The organism is Vreelandella lionensis, from assembly GCF_002087295.1.
Taxonomy (GTDB): Bacteria; Pseudomonadota; Gammaproteobacteria; order Pseudomonadales; family Halomonadaceae; genus Vreelandella; species Vreelandella lionensis.
In genome coordinates, this window is the sequence record NZ_MWVI01000029.1 from 53,909 (window position 1) to 71,697 (window position 17,789).

Annotated in this window: 10 protein-coding genes and 5 pseudogenes; 4 read left to right on the forward strand and 11 right to left on the reverse strand. The window is 57.2% G+C overall.

All coding sequences use genetic code 11. The features are described 5' to 3' along the window. Positions 1–45: 45 nt before the first annotated feature. The 7 genes and pseudogenes from aroB to pilM form a co-directional block, all read right to left on the reverse strand. Positions 46–1,165 (reverse strand): annotated as a pseudogene (gene aroB / locus B4967_RS03780) (3-dehydroquinate synthase). Further along, positions 1,162–1,728: a shikimate kinase AroK gene (aroK, locus tag B4967_RS03785; protein WP_083023684.1), complete on the reverse strand. Its 567-nt coding sequence runs from the start codon at positions 1,726–1,728 to the stop codon at positions 1,162–1,164. The pseudogene aroB and the gene aroK overlap by 4 nt, the downstream one beginning before the upstream one ends. Beyond that, entirely contained in the window at positions 1,728–3,773 is a 2,046-nt protein-coding gene (locus B4967_RS03790) for a type IV pilus secretin PilQ (RefSeq protein ID WP_083023685.1), read from the reverse strand. The genes aroK and B4967_RS03790 overlap by 1 nt, the downstream gene beginning before the upstream one ends. Before the next feature lie 60 nt (positions 3,774–3,833). After that, on the reverse strand, positions 3,834–4,352 hold the full coding sequence (locus B4967_RS03795) for a pilus assembly protein PilP (protein ID WP_083023687.1): 519 nt from the start codon (positions 4,350–4,352) through the stop codon (positions 3,834–3,836). After that, positions 4,349–4,939, reverse strand: a complete 591-nt coding sequence (locus B4967_RS03800; protein ID WP_340638682.1) for a type IV pilus inner membrane component PilO — start codon at positions 4,937–4,939, stop codon at positions 4,349–4,351. The genes B4967_RS03795 and B4967_RS03800 overlap by 4 nt, the downstream gene beginning before the upstream one ends. Positions 4,940–4,991: 52 nt before the next feature. Beyond that, a complete protein-coding gene (locus B4967_RS03805; protein ID WP_083023689.1) occupies positions 4,992–5,561 on the reverse strand; it encodes a PilN domain-containing protein in 570 nt (189 codons plus the stop codon). Next, positions 5,558–6,619 (reverse strand): type IV pilus assembly protein PilM, encoded by a 1,062-nt coding sequence (gene pilM, locus B4967_RS03810; protein WP_083023691.1) that lies wholly within the window; start codon positions 6,617–6,619, stop codon positions 5,558–5,560. Before pilM ends, B4967_RS03805 begins: the two co-directional genes overlap by 4 nt. Before the next feature lie 192 nt (positions 6,620–6,811). On the opposite strand from pilM, the pseudogene B4967_RS03815 reads away from it, so the two are divergent. Next, positions 6,812–9,342 (forward strand): annotated as a pseudogene (locus tag B4967_RS03815) (penicillin-binding protein 1A). A 107-nt stretch (positions 9,343–9,449) separates the two neighbouring features. On the opposite strand, the pseudogene B4967_RS03820 reads toward B4967_RS03815, so the two are convergent. The 4 genes and pseudogenes from B4967_RS03820 to lhgO form a co-directional block, all read right to left on the reverse strand. Next, positions 9,450–11,462 (reverse strand): annotated as a pseudogene (locus tag B4967_RS03820) (TRAP transporter permease). 104 nt (positions 11,463–11,566) lie between these two features. Next, positions 11,567–11,971 (reverse strand): DUF1850 domain-containing protein, encoded by a 405-nt coding sequence (locus tag B4967_RS03825; protein ID WP_192859191.1) that lies wholly within the window; start codon positions 11,969–11,971, stop codon positions 11,567–11,569. A gap of 110 nt (positions 11,972–12,081) precedes the next feature. Further along, a pseudogene (locus tag B4967_RS03830) lies at positions 12,082–13,040 on the reverse strand (TAXI family TRAP transporter solute-binding subunit). Positions 13,041–13,197: 157 nt separating this feature from the next. Next, the gene (gene lhgO, locus B4967_RS03835) at positions 13,198–14,391 is read right to left on the reverse strand and encodes an L-2-hydroxyglutarate oxidase (protein ID WP_083023692.1); all 1,194 of its coding nucleotides are present in this window, start codon (positions 14,389–14,391) and stop codon (positions 13,198–13,200) included. Between the two features lie 109 nt (positions 14,392–14,500). On the opposite strand from lhgO, the gene csiR reads away from it, so the two are divergent. The 3 genes and pseudogenes from csiR to B4967_RS03850 all read left to right on the forward strand — a co-directional run bounded on the left by csiR (position 14,501) and on the right by B4967_RS03850 (position 17,721). Continuing rightward, the gene (gene csiR, locus B4967_RS03840; RefSeq protein WP_083023694.1) at positions 14,501–15,190 is read left to right on the forward strand and encodes a DNA-binding transcriptional regulator CsiR; all 690 of its coding nucleotides are present in this window, start codon (positions 14,501–14,503) and stop codon (positions 15,188–15,190) included. A gap of 83 nt (positions 15,191–15,273) precedes the next feature. Continuing rightward, a pseudogene (locus B4967_RS03845) lies at positions 15,274–16,453 on the forward strand (acyl-CoA dehydrogenase). A 53-nt stretch (positions 16,454–16,506) separates the two neighbouring features. Then, positions 16,507–17,721, forward strand: a complete 1,215-nt coding sequence (locus B4967_RS03850; RefSeq protein WP_083023696.1) for a CaiB/BaiF CoA transferase family protein — start codon at positions 16,507–16,509, stop codon at positions 17,719–17,721. The last annotated feature ends 68 nt before the right edge of the window (positions 17,722–17,789 follow it).

Genomic DNA, 17,789 nt, shown 5'->3' on the forward strand with positions numbered 1-17,789 from the left:
AAAAAAACCCGCCGTTAAAAGGCGGGTTTCAGAGTAGATAGTGGGTTAGCCAACGACGCCTTGGCCGCGAGGGTAATTATCTAATAGGTGGCGAAGCGTTTCGGCAGGCGTTGAATCGCTGACACAGGCGTCTCCCAAGTCGTTCAGTAGCACCAGACGCAAGCGCGCATCCACGTTCTTTTTATCCAGCCGCATGCGCGCCAAGAAGTCATCAGACGACATTCCCGTTGGCGCGACCAGCGGCAGGCCAGCGCTTTCAATCACCATTTTGGTACGTTCAAGCGCCTCATGGCTAATCCACCCAAGCTGGTGGGAGAGTGTCGCTGCCATGGCTATACCTGCCCCCACCGCTTCACCGTGAAGCCACTTGCCATAGCCTTGATGCGCCTCAATGGCGTGGCCAAACGTGGTGGCCAAGGTTCAGCAGCGCACGAACGCCCTGCTCGGTTTCATCTTCCGCCACAATATCGGCTTTGATTTGACAGCTTTTGGCAATGGCCTCTGCAACGATCTCAGGCTCAACGCGGCGCAGCGCCGTCATGTTCTGCTCAAGCCAAGCGAGGAAGGCCGCATCGCGAATAAAACCGTACTTCACTACCTCGGCAAGCCCCGCTGAGAGCTCCCGAGCGGGCAGCGTGGTGAGAGTAGCAATATCCACCACCACGGCTTTGGGCTGCCAAAACGCACCAATCATGTTCTTACCCAGCGGATGGTTCACACCGGTTTTGCCACCCACCGAGGAGTCCACCTGGGAAAGCAGCGTGGTGGGCACTTGAATAAAGGCCACCCCGCGCTGATAGGACGCAGCGGCATAGCCCACCATATCGCCAATCACACCGCCGCCAAGGGCAATGAGTGTGCAGCGGCGGTTAAAGCCCGCTTTCAGCAGCGCATCCCAAATGCGGCCTACCTGCTCGATGGTTTTGTACTGCTCGCCATCTGGCAGCACCACGGCACGCACGTCTAAATGCTCGGGTAAGCTAGAACGCAGCGTGTCTAAGTAGTGCGGCGCCACGGTTTCATTAGTGACGATCATGACTTGGCTACCGGCCAGATAGGTCACAAAACTGTCTGAGCGATTTAATAGCCCAACGCCAATATGGATGGGGTAGCTGCGCTCACCCAGTTCAACGGTTAGCGTACGGTCATGGGCTAGCTCTGTCATTGAGATACCTTTTTATGCGGGGCGCTGGCGGTTTCTAACGGATCAATCAGGCGATGCACGCGGCGTAAAATTTCATTCACCACGGCACGGGGGCTACGGCGATCCGTACGTACCGTAATGTCGGAAGTAGCACGATAGAGCGGATCACGGGCGGCGAACATATCGTTGAGCACCTGTTCGCGATTCGCGCACTGCAGCAACGGGCGGTTGCGATCTTTGGCGGTGCGTTTTAGCTGCTGCTCGACAGTGGTCATCAAGTACACCACTGTACCGCGATCGCGCAGCGCTCGGCGGTTCTCTTCTCGCAGCACAGCGCCACCGCCGGTGGCGACCACGACATCCGTGAGCTGGGTGAGCTCGTAAATCATCTGAATTTCACGCTGACGAAAGCCTTGCTCACCCTCCACGTCAAAAATCCAGGGTATATCGGCACCGCAGCGGTCTTGTATGGCGTGATCGCTATCGTAAAACGGGCGCGATAGTTCTCCCGCCAATAAGCGGCCTATCGTGCTTTTACCAGCCCCCATGGGGCCTATTAAGAAAAGATTGGGTAAATCCTGCATCAGCGAACCGCCAAACCATAATCAAGTAATCGTGGAGTGATAAAGACTAATAACTCTACCTTTTCATTGCTCTCTTCGGTATAGCGAAACAGCCTGCCCAGTATAGGAAGATCGCCCAGCAGCGGTGTTTTCGCTATTTGGCTCAGCTGTTCAGTGGTCAAAATACCGCCTAACACCACCGTCTGGCCATTATCGACCAGCACCTGGGTCTCGATTTGGTTGGTATCAATGGGCGGCTCGCCGCCGAACTCGCTCTCACGGAAGCTGTCGTTCTTGATTACCAAATCCATAATGATGCGGTTAGCCGGGGTAATTTGAGGTGTTACCTCAAGGGAGAGCTCTGCCTCTTTAAACTCGGTATCTGGGTTGCCCTGGGCATCGACACTCGGGAATGCCCGCTCCTCCCCTTGGCGGATCGTTGCGGTGCGCTGGTTGGCGGTAATCACCCGAGGCTGGGAGATCGTCTGGCTTGTGCCTTCGCTTTCAAGGGCGCGCAACTCAAGGCCGAGCAGAATATCCCCTGAGAGATAGCCAAAGCTGAAGCCCGTATCAGCCGCTGCCGTGGAGCCTAAGTCCACCGCCAGGCCACCTTGGGCACGGTTGATGCCGTTGGGGTTGATGTCACGACGAGTGAAGTTGCCGTTTTCCTCCTCTAAGAAGCCTCGAGTGCTATCGACTCCCCAATTCACTCCTAGCTCTCGGGAAGCGGTATCACGGGCAATCACGATGCGCGCTTCGATCTGTACCTGACGCACCGCCACATCCAGCCGGTCCAGCGTCCGCATAATATCGCGCACCTGTTCGGCCGTGTCTTGAATGAGCAGTGTGTTGGTACGCTGGTCAACGCTAACGCGGCCACGCTCAGTGAGCAGCCCAAAACCGTCACCACCACGCAACAGCTGTGCTAAGTCTTCGGCCCGTGCGTACTTTATCTCGATGAACTCAGTCACCAACGGTGCCAAGGTTTGCTGCTGGCTACGGGCCTCAATCTCCTGGCGCTCAATCTCGGCCAGCTCACTGGCCGGTGCTACTACAATCACATTGCCCTGTTCACGGCTAGAGAGCCCTTGGCTTTGCAAAATCAGCGCCAGCGCCTGGTCCCAGGGCACATCGTTGAGGTTGAGCGTTACTCGCCCAGTAACACTATCACTGGCGACTAGGTTCAAGCCGGTAAACTCAGCCAGCGTCGCCAGCACGGCTCGCACCTCAATATCTTGGAAATTGAGGCTCAGACGGTCGCCGTTGAAGCTTTCTCCCTGCTGCGCGCGGTCCTGCTGAGAGGCTTGGCTCACCGGCTGTACTTCCACGGTGAGTGTTCGCCCGCTTTGCGATGAAATCATCGCGTAGGGGCCGTTAGTTTGCAGCTCAAGCAGGGTTTCCCGCTGGCCAGTGCGGGGGGTTATGCGGGTAATGGGTGTAGCAAAGTCGGTCACATCGTAAATTTGATTCAAGGAATCAGGAATATCTACGTCGCGAAGCTCAGCAATAACGCGGCCCTCGCTCCCTTCCCGCACTTGCGTCACTTCCCCTTCACGATCAAAACAGACCAGCAAACGCCCTGCCCCAACAGCCCCCCGCTGGAAGTCGATATCCGTTACTTGCGGCCCTAGGGCAGTTTCCAACCCGCTACTCATACCTGCGGACGAGTTGTCATTCGCAGCGCTAGTACTTTCAGGGCTTAGGGTGATGCGCAGCTGATCCCCTTCTATGCGAGAGGTGTAGTCCAGCGGCTCGCTCAGGTCGACCACTAGCCGTGTACGGCCATTGCCCTCCAGCGCGGTAATACGCTCCACACCTGCGCTGTCTACGTTAATGCGCCGCTGAGGCAAGCTGCTTTGGGTATCGGCTAGATCTGGTGCTAGCCGCGGCGGAGTATTCAGCCGATAGCCGCGAAGCTGGGCAACGCCGCCGCTAAATTGCAATACCAGCTCCACCTCGCCGCCACTGGTTGAACGCACATCAAAATCCGTTAGCACTGAACCAAGGGCAAAGGTGGGCATCAGGGCTAACAATGACAGCGTAATTAGACGAAGCATGACGACCATAGCGTGTTATCCGATAACAAGTAAAAATACATAGGGCGCACCGTGCGATATGTGCTTAGCCTACTCATTCAGGGTGAGCGATGCCTGACGCTCCTGCCAACCCTGCAACTGATTAAAAATACGTTCGGTTATGCGTACTTCTTGCGGGCCAATCGCGGTGATATGCCCGTAGTTAGTGCCTAAATAGTTGCCTTCACGCACACTATAAACGCTGCCATCAGGGGCGCTAATCAACGCCACCTGCTTCCCACCCATGCGCAATGTGCCAACTAAACGCAGCGCCTCCAGCTGAAACTCCTCTAGCGGCTCGGGGGTGCGCTGCTGATCCGGGGCGAGTGCACTCTCCATCACTGCTACCGTGTCGTTGGCACGAATGCTTTCTGGTGCTAAGAAGGGGCTTCGCACCTCGCGATAACGGTAATCTACCGGCTGATACTCAGGAATCGTCGGTATAATCACCGGTGGCTGCCCTGCCGGTGTACGACGAATCTCTTCCATCACGGTATCTAACTGGCTGAGGTTGGCATCGCCACAGCCCGCTAACAGAACCACCGCTCCAATGCTAAGTAGACGCTTCATGGGGCGGGCTCCTCCCCTTCCACTGCTTCTATATAGCTATAGGTGCGTGCCAGCAGCGACATGCGCAGCGAGTCACCACTCTGCCCGGCAGGGGCAAGGGTTAAATCGTGCTGGGTCACAATACGCGCAAGCTGGCTGAGAGCTGCCACAAATTGCGCTAGTTCGTGATAGCCGCCGCGCACCTGAATATCCAGCGGATGCTCCACATAGTGAGTGTTACTCACGGTAGGCCTTAAACGGATAGCTTCAATGCTTAAATTGTTTTCCACCGCCGCATCGCTGATGCTGTCCAGTAGCGACGGAATCTCAGCGCTGGTAGGCAGCATGGCGCGCATGGTCGCCATTTGCTCCTCTAACTCCTCCGACTGCTCCCGCACCTCAGGCAAAAAGGCCGCTTCGGATACTTTGCTGCGATATTCGTTCAAAAGGCGCGCTTCTTGGCGTTGGGCCGCTTCTAGTTCGGCACGCTTGTCGCTTACCAACCACCAGCTCAAGCCGCCAACGGCAATGACAAAGGCCAGCACCCCACATAGCGCTTTTAATAGCGCGGGCCACTCTCCCGCCTCTTTTACATCCAGCCCTGCCAATCTACATCTTGCAGCTGCCGCCACTCACTCCGCCAGCGTTCACGCCCCCAGATCATGGCGCTTCCTCCTCAGCGGCGGCTTCTTCTACGACAGACTGTACCACGTCAAACTGGAACACTCGGCTGGTACCATCTTCGCCACTGGCTACCTCAGAGAATTGTGGCACCCCTAACCCTGGCATGCTGGCGATTTCGCGCAGTTGATCCGATACCTGCCGCTCGCTGCCCGCCATGGCAGAAAAGCTAACCTGTTCACCACTGCGGGAAAGGCGCTGATACACCACGCCATCCACCACGCTGGCAGCAATATTATTGAACAACTGTACAGTGCCTATCCGCTCGGCTTGCAGGGTTTGAAACAGCGTTAGTTGCTCACCCAACCGGGCTGCGGTTGCTTGATAGCGCTGCACGTCGGCGATTTCGTTATTCAAGCGCTCAATGTGGTTCGTGATATACGCATTGCGCTGCTGCTGAGCCGATAACTGCTGCTGATAAATTTGCAAGACACCCAGCCCTAAACCAATACCCGCTAAGAACATCATCACGACTCCCCCATAAAATCGGCGTGTACGCTTTTCACGGCGTGCTTCCCGCCAGGGCAGCAAATTGACCTTGATGCTCATAACCCAACCCTCATCGCCAAACCGCCAGCGGTGAGCATGGCCGGTGCATCATTGGTTAGGCCTTCAATATTAAGGCGTTTATTCACACGCATACGTTGGAACGGGTTGGCAATCGTCACCGACATCCCGCTATCTTCAGCAATTCGCTCAGCAAGCCCAGGAATCACGCTAGAGCCCCCCGCCAGCACAATGTGCTGCACCTCATGCTGGCGACCAGCAGTGTAGTAGAGCTGCAGCGAGCGCCCTACCTGCTGTACCACGGTTTCTAAAAACGGATTCAGCACTTTCTCGTGATAGTCATCCGGCAGGCCGCCGCGCTTTTTGGCAAAGCCGGCCTCCTCATTACTCATGGCGTAGTGGTCACGAATCGCATCGGTCAGTTGGCGACCGCCAAACACCGTGTCGCGGCTATAAACAATATGACCACCGCGCACCACGTGGAAGGCGTTCATATTGGCACCGATATCCACCAGCCCGACACAGGCGTTGGGGTCGTTCTCTACGCTGAGCTGACGGCGTAGCTCGGCCAGCGAGCGCTCCATGGCGAACGTTTCCACATCCACCGCCGCAGGCTCAAGACCTGCGCGCTCTAAGGTTTCGGTAAGTTGAGAAACATCCTGCTGGCGGCACGCCACCAAAATCACCTGCTGCTGCTCTTCATCAAAGGGCGCGGGGCCTAGGCAATGGAAATCGAACGCTACCTCGCTGAACGGAAACGGAATATGCCGGTCAGACTCGGCAATAATGCGTTCCTCTATCTCATCTTCGCTAAGCGAAATGGGAAACTGGAGCGTTTTGGTAATCGCGGCGCTGGCCGGAACGGCCACGGCGGCTTTGCGCGTCGAGGGTTTGGCATGCTCAACGGCGCGACTAAGCACGTTGGCAACATCGTTCATGTCACGAATACGGCGCTCGACTACCGCGCCTTCGCGAAGCGGGCGCACGGCGTAGCTCTCAACTTGGTAGTTGTCGTTGCACTGTTTAAGTTCAAGTAGCTTGACGGTGGCCGAGGTAATATCGACACCAATCAACCCTTTACTGGGTTTTAGTAAGCGCATGCTGACTCCGGCTCCGCCTGCCTATCGTGCGAGTTTCGAGGTTACATGATTTTGAGTTAAGGCACACGCCCATGCTCCTCGCTATATCAACACTGGTGGCCGCTGCCTCCCCTTCCTCTAATGGCAGCCAATTGCGCGCTATGGCGGATACACCACCATACCTACTCTTCTTTTCACGGGTGCCCACTGTTCATGACGTTTTTACGAACTCTTGTGTTGTCACTATTTTCGCTGGTTGTTGCGCTCTCAGGCGCGGTCATACTGGCGGTGATTGGTGCCGCTATCTACTTCTCGCCGGGACTGCCCGACGTTCGCCAACTGCAGGGATTTTGAACTGCACACACCGCTGCGTATTTTCACCAACGACGGCAAACTGATTGGCGAATTCGGCGAAGAGCGCCGCATGGCGATCGACTTCGACGATATCCCACAGGATATGATTAATGCGCTGATTGCGGCAGAAGATGCCAGCTATTTTGACCATGCCGGCGTCGACCCTCGCGGTCTAGCGCGGGCGGCGGTGGAGCTAGTACAGAGCGGTGGCACCATTCAGTCGGGCGGCTCGACCATTACCATGCAGGTCGCGCGTAACTACATGCTGACCCTGGACCAGACCTTCACACGCAAAATCCGCGAGATTCTGCTAGCCCTGCAGATGGAGCAGATCCTCGATAAAGAGGAGTTTTTCTATCTTTACGTCAACAAAATCTTCCTGGGTAACCGCGCCTACGGCATTGCTGCCGCCGCCGAGACTTACTACGACAAGCCGCTTGCCGAGCTGAGCCTGGCCGAAACCGCCATGATTGCTGGGCTACCCAAAGCGCCTTCTGCCTTTAACCCACTGGCGAACTCTGAGCGCTCGCTGATCCGTCGTAATTGGATTCTGTTCCGTATGCGCGAGCTTGGTTATATCGATAACGATATCTACAAAAATGCCGTGCAAGAGCCGGTCACCGCTCGCCGCCATTACACCCAAGCCGAAGTGGACGCGGCCTATGTGGCAGAGATGGCTCGCCAGTATGCCATTGAGCGCTTTGGCGATGACGCCTACACCGGCGGCTACCGTATTTACACTACTATTGATAGCGAGCTGCAGCCGTTTGCCCGCCAAGCACTGGCCAACGGCCTGATCGAGTACGACCTACGCCACGGCCGGCGCGGCGCCGAGCAAGAGGACATCGCGCCCAGCTTGGTAGAAGCTCAAGAGCAGACCAACACCCAAGGCTTGGAAGAGGAGCTATCTGAGTCGCCTGAGATTCGCCAAACTGCCCGTCAGGCAGCGCAACGTAGCCAAACAGAAGTCGAAGGCGTAGATGGCGATGTGAGCAACTGGCTTCAAGTACTGGAGCGCACGCCCAACTACGGTCTGCTACAGCCCGCGATTGTGGTAGAGAGCAGCGGCCGTGAAATGCAGGTATTAACCCGCGGCGGTGAGCTGCAAACCATTGCCTGGGATGGCCTAAGCTGGGCACAGCCCTACTTAAGCCCGCGTAGCCGTGGTGCCGAACCCAGCAGCGCCGACCAGATTGCCAAGCGTGGTGACTGATTCGCGTAATGGAAACCGACGACGGTACGCTGCGTCTTTCCCAGCGACCGGATGCCGAGGGCTCGCTGGTGGCGCAAGACCCGCGCACCGGCGCTATTCTGGCGCTTCAAGGCGGTTTTGATTTCCACGCCAGCAAGTTCAACCGTGCCGTTCAGGCGCAGCGCCAGTCTGGCTCTATCTTCAAGCCGTTCATCTACCTCGCCGCGCTGCAAGATGGCGAAATGAACGCCGCCAGTGTGGTTAATGACGCGCCGGTGGTGCTGGACGACGGCAGCGATTCGCTGTGGCGCCCGGTGAACTCCAGCCGTGACTTCCAAGGGCCGATGCGCCTGCGACCTGCGCTCGCGCGTTCGCGCAACCTCGTCACCATTCGCGTTCTGCAAACCATGGGGCTCGACCACACTATTCAGTACCTGGAAGGGTTTGGCTTTGCGCCTGAGCGCCTGGCCCCGTGGCCTGTCACTGGCACTAGGCAGCGCCAGCCTTACGCCGATGGAGATGACCAACGCCTACGCGGTGATCGCCAATGGTGGCTTTCAAGTCGCCCCTTGGTTTATTGAGCGCGTCACCCGTGACGATGACAACGAGATCATCGATGAAGCCACTCCCCAAGTCGCCTGCGTTAACTGCGCCGAAGGCCAGGAGACCGTCGAGATTGATGGCAAAAGCTACCCAGTGGCGGCCCCGCGTTGCCGACGCCGCCGCGGTGTACATCCTGCGTGACATGCTGCGCGACGTCATCACATCGGGCACGGGCCGGGCAGCGCTGAGTCTTAATCGTGAGGATATCGTCGGTAAAACCGGTACGACCAACAGCCAGCGGGACGCTTGGTTTGCCGGTTTCAACAGCAATCTCGTGACAACGGTGTGGGTCGGTAAAGACAGCAACGACACCATTGCCGAGTACGGCGCGAATGCAGCACTACCGATTTGGATCGACTTCATGGGTGATGCGCTGGAAGGTACGCCCTCTGCGCTACCTGAGCGGCCTGACACTATCGTCACTGCTCGGGTGGATCCGAATACCGGCCGTCGCCTGCACGATGACCAGTCAGGCGGTATCTCGGAGCTGTTCCACCAGGATCACCTGCCAGACTTCCAGACCCGCCGTATTAGCCAAGAGCTTGAAGAGGCCAGCGGTTCACAAGGCTCGGGCACCGCAGAGTCGATCTTCTAATTCGCTAACCACCGGCTAGCCTACGGGCTAGCTACTCAAGCAAAAGCCCGGAAACCTAAGTTTCCGGGCTTTTTTATAGGACGCCTTTTATCGTCACGCTAACCGGATCAACCAGTGACCGGCGTAGCCTCACGCTTACTGGCCTGCCAGTTGGCGGCAATGATCACAATCATCACCACGACCCCAGCAATTTCTGTCCAGAGGTTCGGGTAGAACACCCCAAAAATGGCCCCACCAATGGCTAAGCGGCAGCCAGGACATACGCGTAAACAGGTAGCCCTCAAGGGATGCAGCAAACGCACAGAGCGCGAGCAGTGCAATGACCGCGTTCCAGGCCACCACCAGCACCGGACCACCAATAATGATCTCTGGGTTGAAGACCATAAACAGCGGAATCAGATAGAGCCCTTTGGCAAACTTCCAAGCCTGGAAGCCCGTCTCCATGGGTTTACTGCCCGCAATCGCAGCCCCCGCAAACCCTGCCAAGGCAATCGGTGGCGTCACATTCGAGTCCTGGGAGTACCAGAACACCACTAAGTGCGCGATCAGTAACGGTACGCCAAATTCGGACGTTAACGCAGGACCAACCAGCACAATCAGCACGATGTAGCTCGCGGTCACCGGCAGGCCCATACCCAGAATCAGGCTCGCCAACCACACCATCAACAGCGCCAGCACTAGGTTACCGCCGGAGAACGCCAGCATCATGGAGGAGAATTTCAGACCCAGGCCCGCCAGGCCCACCACCCCAACGATAGTGCCCGCCACCGCACAGGCCATAGAGACCGCCACCGCATTGCGCGCGCCAAGCTCCAAGCCTTGTACTAGCTTCACTAGCCCCGCCCAAATCACCGACTTGGTACGCTCAACGGTCACTGGCTGGCCTTGCTTAGGTGCCACAAAGAAGTACCACAGCGCGTAGCGCATCACCGCCACTATCACCATGGTCACCACGGCGTAATAGCCCACCCGCATGGGCGACATACTCATGGCGAGCAGCCATACCAACACCGCCAGCGGTAGCAGGAAGTGCCAGCCATCTTTCATGACCTGACGCATCTGCGGCAGCTCGCTTTTCGGCAAGCCCTGCATGCCTTGCTTCAAGGCAATGATGTGCACGAACAGGTACACCGTCGCAAAGTACATAATCGCCGGCAAAATACTGATTTTGACGATTTCCAGGTACGGCGTATTGGTATATTCCGCTATCAAAAACGCGCCAGCGCCCATCAGCGGCGGCATAATTTGCCCGCCGGTAGAGGCTGCCGCTTCAATGCCACCCGCCTGTTTAGGCTGATAGCCCAACTTTTTCATCAGGGGAATGGTAAAAGCGCCGGTGGTCACCACGTTAGCAATGGCGCTACCAGAAATAGACCCCATGCCCGCCGATGCCAACACAGCGGCTTTGGCGGGGCCACCACGCTGGCGACCAGTGGCGGCAGACGCCATATCAATAAAGAACCTTACCCGCGCCAGTGCTTTCCAGAAACGCGCCAAACAGCACGAAAATAAAGATATAAGTGGCAGCAACCCCCAGCGGCAGGCCGAAGATGCCCTCTTGGCCCAGGTAAAGCTGGCCCGCTACGCGGTCAAGGCTATACCCACGGTGCTCCATGATCCCGGGCATCCATTCCCCCAGCCAAGGCAGCTCACCCCGAGGGCCAGCAAAAGCATAGATAATGGCTAATAAGCCAATCACCGTCATACCGAAGCCCACTGCACGGCGGCTGGCTTCCAGCCCGGTCACCGTGGAAATGCAGGCGACGAGTATATCGGTCTCGTTCCAGACCCCGGCGCGGCTGAAAATCGCACCGAGGTTGAAGAACCAAATAACCGCCAGTAATCAACGCCCCAGCAAAAAAGATCAGATCAATCCCCCACCCCAATACACCGCGTTTACGGTTGGGCCCAAAAGCAGGGAACATTAAAAATGCCAACAGCATAATCAGCGCCAAGAGAATACTGCGCTGGAAAAATAAGCCCACCGGCTGGATACCCGCCGAATAAAGTGGGAATAACGACAGTCCCACCGCCACGATGGTGATACACCATAAAACGAAGCGGGGTTGAATCGCATTACCGCCCGGCATGATAACCGGTGGTGGCGTGGATTCTTTCATGAAGTCCTCGGAAGCGTTAGCTAACTTAGGGGGTTAATACCCACTTAATTTTTATGAAACCGTAATGAGATAAGCGCTGAGTGATAAAAAATAGCGGTTGATGCTTAGGAGGCAGACAACTCAATAGTGACGCGTTGCCCGGCAGCGCGCTCACTCAAACTTACCGTGGTGTGCCCGTTAGACGCCCATACCACGCGATGATTAACCGCCGTTGACCCCACCCGCAGCACATAGCGGTTGTTGGCAACCGGCTCGTTAATCGCGTTGATCCAGTACCCGCCCTCACCGTCGGACACCTGCTCGCCGCGTCCATAGATATGCCCAAGCCCTGCGGCAAAATCCGGTTGATGACTACGCTCTAACTGCATCGTGCCGTCTACGTTGCGGTAACAATCCAACACCGTGAAATGCTCAACAGAGTGCTGCCACTGGATGCACCAGCGGCTGCCTTCAGGCGCGGCTGCATCCACTAGCGTTTCGCCCTGATCGGTCACGACCGTTAAGCGCATAGACGCAGCCGCCGAAGCGGGGGTAACCCCCGCTTCGGCGGTACAAACCACTCATCAACAAGAGCGCCATCAGTCGTCGTTGCCACTGCATGGCTGTGCTCCTTGATCAATTACGGACGCAGACGGTCCGGAATCTCAGCACCCACTTCTTCAAAGTAGCGAATCGCGCCCGGATGCAGCGGCACCGGCGTAGAGTTCATGGTGAACTAAATGGTGGTGTCGTTGGCGGCCGGGTGAACCGCGATCAGCTCATCGGTGCTTTCAAATAGCCGTTGGGTCAGTTGGTAGGCCAGCTCTTCATCCATATCAGAGTTGACGACGAGTACGTTGGGAATACCAATGGTCTGAACCGCTTCGTCCATACCGTCGTACATGCCTGCGGCCAGCTCGTAAGGAGCAAATACCGCTTCAGCTTCCTGGGCGTTAGCAATCTCTTCATCCGTCAGGCTAATCAGGCGGATATCGCGAGTAGCGGCAAGGTTCAGAATAGAGCTGGTGGGCGGACCTACGCTCCAGAAACCGGCGTCGATGTCGCCATCACGAATCGCGTCGGCGGTTTCGTTGAAGTTCAGGCGCTGAGGAGTGAAATCTTCGTAGCTGACGCCGTTAGCTTCCAGCAGGGCACGGGCGTTTAGCTCGGTGCCGCTACCCGGTGCACCTACAGAGACACGCTTACCGGCTAGGTCCGCAATGCTCTGAATGTCAGACTCTGCCAGGGTGACCAACTGCACAGCATTGGGATACACAGACGCCAGCGCGCGGGTGTTCTCAATCTGGCGGCCATCGAAATCGCCGGTACCGGTGTACGCCTGATAGACCGTATCGGCCAGCGCCAGCGCCATATCGGCATCGCCGCGCATGATCAGGCCCATGTTCTCAACAGACGCACCGGTTACTTCGGCCGTGGCCTGAGCACCTTCGATGTGTTGTTGATCATTTCAGCAAAGCCGCCGCCGATAGGGTAATACACCCCGCCGGTGCCGCCGGTGGCAATTGAGAGCTGCTGCGCGCTGGCTGGCAGTGCGACGGCTAACATGGATGCTGCTACGGTATATTTTAGAGTTCGCATGAGCATTTCCTCCGTCCTACTTGGACTTATAGGTATGGTTGACGTAAAGGAGGTGTGAAGCCCCAGCCCCGAGTCGCCGTGAACGGCTGCCCGGGGCGGTGCACAGAAGTTAGCACGGCTGGTGCGTGAGATGCTAATGCAGCAAACCGCTTTCACCCTATTTCAACAGTGCTTTGACATGCTCCACAATATGAGCACCAATCGGCAGCGCCGAGGTCGCCGCAGGCGACGGGGCGTTGCCCACGTTCACCGTACGTTTCGTATTCACAAACAGAAAATCATCCACCAGCTTACCGTCATTGGATACCGCCTGAGCGCGTCCGCCCGCAGGATAAGGCGTTAAATCCTGAAGGGTTAAGCTGGGGCAGTACTTACGCACCAAATCAAGATATCCGCGCTTATAAAGCGAGTTTTTCATCTCAAACAGCCCGGGTTTCAGGTGTTTACCCAGCACTTTCAAAATACCGGGATGCGTGAACATCTGCCCCATATCGCTTAACGACATGTCTTGCTTGCGGTAGCCCTCACGTTTGAGTGCCAGCACCGCGTTAGGGCCAACGGTCACCGTGCCATCGATCATGCGCGTTAAGTGAACGCCCAAGAACGGCATGGCGGGGTCAGGAAACGGGGAAATCAGGGGGGTCATGATCTGGTTGTGGTGCTCGGGTAGCAGATAATACTCCCCACGAAACGGGCAAATCGTAAAGCCAGGGTCTTTGCCCAGCATGCGAATCACCCGATCCGCCATCAGGCCAGAACAGGTGACAAGATAGCGCCCCGTGAAGGTGTCTTGTTGGGTGGTCACCACCACCTCATCGGTGCGCTCTTCAAGGCCAGTCACGCAGTGATCAAAGCGGATCTCACCTCCCAAGCGTTCGAATTCCGCCGCCATGGCACGGGTCACCTCGGCGTATTTCACGATGCCGCTGGAGGGCACGAAAATGCCCGCCACGCCGGTGATATTGGGCTCGCGCTCCTTGAGCGCGTCGGCTTCCAGCCACTCACGCTCCAGCCCGTTGGCAGCGGTGCGCTCCCACAATGCTTCCATGCGCTTCTTTTCAAGGTCATTTGTGGCTACCAGCAGTTTGCCGCAGATGTCGTAGCGCACATCGTGCTGGTCGCAAAACTCACGCGTGGCGCGGTTGCCCTCCAGGCAAAACTTCGCTTTCAGGCTGCCCGGCGTGTAGTACACCCCCGCGTGAATTACCCCGCTGTTGTGGCCGGTTTGGTGTTGGGCCGCCCCCGACTCTTTTTCGACCACCAGCAGGCGCTTATCCGGGTAGGCCTGTTGCAGCTGCATGGCGGTGGAGAAGCCTAAAATAACACCGCACACAATGATGAAATCCCACATGAATGTCGTTACCTATGCCAAATTTTCAAAATTTATTGATAATAGCCGTTAATTCACGTTGATCGCTACGTCCCTACATTGGTCTAACACGTTGGTCTAAGGAGTTCTTATGGAGCACGATGCGCCGCGCCAAAACCTCGCGATTAGCGCCTATCACGCGCTTAAGCACGACATCATTCGCGGCCGCTACGCGCCTGAAGAGAAGCTCTTAATGAGCCGCTTAAAAGAGTATTACGGAGTGAGCACGGGGCCGCTGCGCGAAGCGCTTTCTCAACTGGTGGCCGACCGTTTAGTGGTAGCGATTAGCCAGCGCGGCTATCGGGTGGCGGCGATGTCGCTGGCCGAGCTGAACGATATCTACGATGCCCGCGCCCAGTTAGAAGGGCTAATTTTGCGCTTAGCGATTGAGCGCGGCGATGACGATTGGGAAGCCAGCGTGCTGGCTACCGCCCACCGGTTAGCCAAGGTAACCGAGGTTAGCTCCCCCGATGAGCTGCTGGATGGCTGGGATTTACGCCATAAAGCATTTCACACCGCCATCGCCAGTGGCTGTAACTCGCCGCACCTGCTGCAAATGCGCGACACCTTGTTTGATCAGGTAGAGCGCTACCGCCACTTATGGCTGCAAGAGACCGTCATGTCGCCTCAAGCCCTTGAAACCAAACGCCAAGAGCATGCCGCCCTGGTCGACGTGATTCTGGCGCGAAATGCTGAGCAAGCCGCCAACCTGATGCGTGACCACCTAATGACGCCGGTGCCGATCATTACTCGAGTACTTCAAGCGCGAGGCATCCGTTAAATTCTGCGTTTTAAAAAAATGTAGATATTTTTAAATAACGGCGATACATTGGTCTCAACAAGATCACTTTCGGAGTTCACGCTATGACACGCTTTAACTGGGACGACCCGCTACTGCTGGAAAGCCAGCTCACCGACGAAGAGCGCCAGATCCGCGAAGCGGCTCATGACTACTGCCAGGAAAACCTGCAGCCACGCGTGCTCAGCGCGTTCCGTGAAGAACGTTTTGACCGTGACATCATGTCGGAGATGGGTGAGTTAGGCCTGCTAGGCGCGACGGTTTCCCCGGAGTACGGCGGTGCAGGCGTGAACCACGTGTCTTACGGCCTGATTGCCCGCGAAGTAGAGCGTGTCGATTCCGGCTACCGTTCTGCCATGAGCGTGCAGTCGTCGCTGGTGATGTCCCCCATTGAAGCCTACGGCTCTGAAGAGCAGAAGCATAAGTACCTGAACAAGCTTGCCAGCGGCGAGATGGTCGGCTGCTTTGGCCTGACCGAACCCGACCACGGCTCCGACCCGGGCTCCATGATCACCCGTGCGGAAAAAGTGGATGGCGGCTACCGCCTGACCGGCGCGAAAATGTGGATTACCAACGGCCCGATTGCCGATATTGCCGTGGTATGGGCGAAATCCGCCGCCCACGACAACCAGATTAAAGGCTTTATTGTTGAGCGCGGCACCGAAGGCTTCTCTACCCCGAAAATCGAAGGCAAAGTGTCACTGCGTGCCTCTATCACCGGCGAGATCGTGCTGGACAACGCCTTCGTTCCTGAAGAGAACCTGCTGCCTAACGTTAGCGGCCTGAAAGGCCCCTTCGGCTGCTTGAACAAAGCGCGCTACGGCATTGCCTGGGGCGTGATGGGCACCGCTGAATTCTGCTGGCACGCCGCCCGCCAGTACACCCTGGACCGCAAGCAGTTTGGCCGCCCGCTCGCCGCCAACCAGCTCATCCAGAAGAAGCTGGCCGATATGCAGACAGAGATCACCCTGGGCCTTCAAGCCGGCCCTGCAGGTGGGTCGCCTGATGGACAGCGGCAACTGGGCACCGGAAATGATCTCGCTGATCAAGCGCAACAACTGCGGTAAAGCGCTGGATATCTCCCGCGTTTCCCGCGACATGCACGGCGGTAACGGCGTGTCTGACGGGGATGGCGTCATTCGTCACATTGTGAACCTGGAGTCCGTGAATACCTATGAAGGTACCCACGATGTGCACGCCCTGATCCTGGGCCGCGCGCAAACCGGCATTCAGTCCTTCTTCTAATCCATACCGACTAACGCATACCAACGAATCGATCACCAGCAACGAGGCACCCAATGAGCACAGCCGCAAAGCCCCTGGCAGGCATCAAAGTCCTCGATATCTCTCGGGTACTGGCAGGCCCCTGGTGCGGGCAGATGCTGGCCGACATGGGTGCCGAGGTGATCACGATGGAGCGCCCCCAAAGCGGCGATGACACGCGCCATTGGGGGCCTCCTTGGCTCTCCGGCAGCACAGAATCGGCGTACTACCTTTGCGCCAATCGAGGTAAGCGCTCGGTGACGGTAGATATGGCCAAGCCCGAAGGCCAAGCGCTGATTAAACAGCTTGCCGCTCAGTCGGATGTGGTGCTGGAGAACTTCAAAGTCGGCGGGCTAAAGAAGTACGGCCTGGATTACGCCAGTTTAAAGGCGCTAAACCCCGGCATTATCTACTGCTCGATTACCGGCTTTGGCCAGGAAAGCCCCTACGCCCACCGGGCGGGCTACGACTTTATGATTCAGGCCATGGGCGGCATTATGAGCCTGACCGGCAAGCCGGACAGTGAACCCGGCGGTGGCCCGGTCAAAAGCGGCGTGGCGTTTACCGATATCTTTACCGGTTTGTATGCCGCCAACGCAGTGCTGGCAGCGCTCTACCAGCGCCGCGACACCGGCGAAGGCTGCCACATTGATTTGGCTCTGATGGATGTTCAGGTAGGCGTGTTGGCGAACCAGGCGCTTAACTATCTGACCTCCGGTCAGGTGCCTCAGCGGTTAGGCAACGCCCATCCTAATATCGTGCCCTACCAAGCGTTTGCCACGGCGGATGGCCATATGATTGTGGCGGTAGGCAACGACGAGCAGTTCAAGCGCTTCTGCCAAGTGATCGATCAGCCGCAGTTGGCGCAAGATGAACGCTTTGCCACCAACGGTAGCCGTGTCCAGCATCGCGAGACACTAGTGCCGGTATTAGAACTCGCCCTAGCATCACAGCCTACCGATACGTGGCTCTCGGCATTTGAAGCGGTAGGCGTGCCCAGCGGGCCGATCAACACCCTAGACCGCGTCTTTGACGATCCCCACGTGAAAGCTCGCGGCCTGAAGCAGACGCTGCCCCATCGCCAAGCGGGGGAAGTGCACTTAGTGGCGAACCCGATTCGTATTAACGGCGAATCCATTAGTGCCCAAACCGCACCGCCCACGCTAGGCGAGCACACCGACAGCGTGCTGGATGCCATCGGCATCACTGACGAGCAACGCGTAGCACTACGCCAAGCGGGTATTATTTAAACCCTCCTCTTTTTGTAGCACTCTTTTAAAACGCCCAGACGGGCGTTTTTTTATGGTGCGCCAGGCAT

Bases quoted from the DNA above. Each gene is read 5' to 3' on its own strand.
- aroK (WP_083023684.1), bottom strand. From the start codon at position 1,728: ATGCAGGATTTACCCAATCTTTTCTTAATAGGCCCCATGGGGGCTGGT.
- B4967_RS03790 (WP_083023685.1), bottom strand. From the start codon at position 3,773: ATGGTCGTCATGCTTCGTCTAATTACGCTGTCATTGTTAGCCCTGATG.
- B4967_RS03795 (WP_083023687.1), bottom strand. From the start codon at position 4,352: ATGAAGCGTCTACTTAGCATTGGAGCGGTGGTTCTGTTAGCGGGCTGT.
- B4967_RS03805 (WP_083023689.1), bottom strand. From the start codon at position 5,561: ATGAGCATCAAGGTCAATTTGCTGCCCTGGCGGGAAGCACGCCGTGAA.
- pilM (WP_083023691.1), bottom strand. From the start codon at position 6,619: ATGCGCTTACTAAAACCCAGTAAAGGGTTGATTGGTGTCGATATTACC.
- B4967_RS03825 (WP_192859191.1), bottom strand. From the start codon at position 11,971: ATGCGCTTAACGGTCGTGACCGATCAGGGCGAAACGCTAGTGGATGCA.
- lhgO (WP_083023692.1), bottom strand. From the start codon at position 14,391: ATGTGGGATTTCATCATTGTGTGCGGTGTTATTTTAGGCTTCTCCACC.
- csiR (WP_083023694.1), top strand. From the start codon at position 14,501: ATGGAGCACGATGCGCCGCGCCAAAACCTCGCGATTAGCGCCTATCAC.
- B4967_RS03850 (WP_083023696.1), top strand. From the start codon at position 16,507: ATGAGCACAGCCGCAAAGCCCCTGGCAGGCATCAAAGTCCTCGATATC.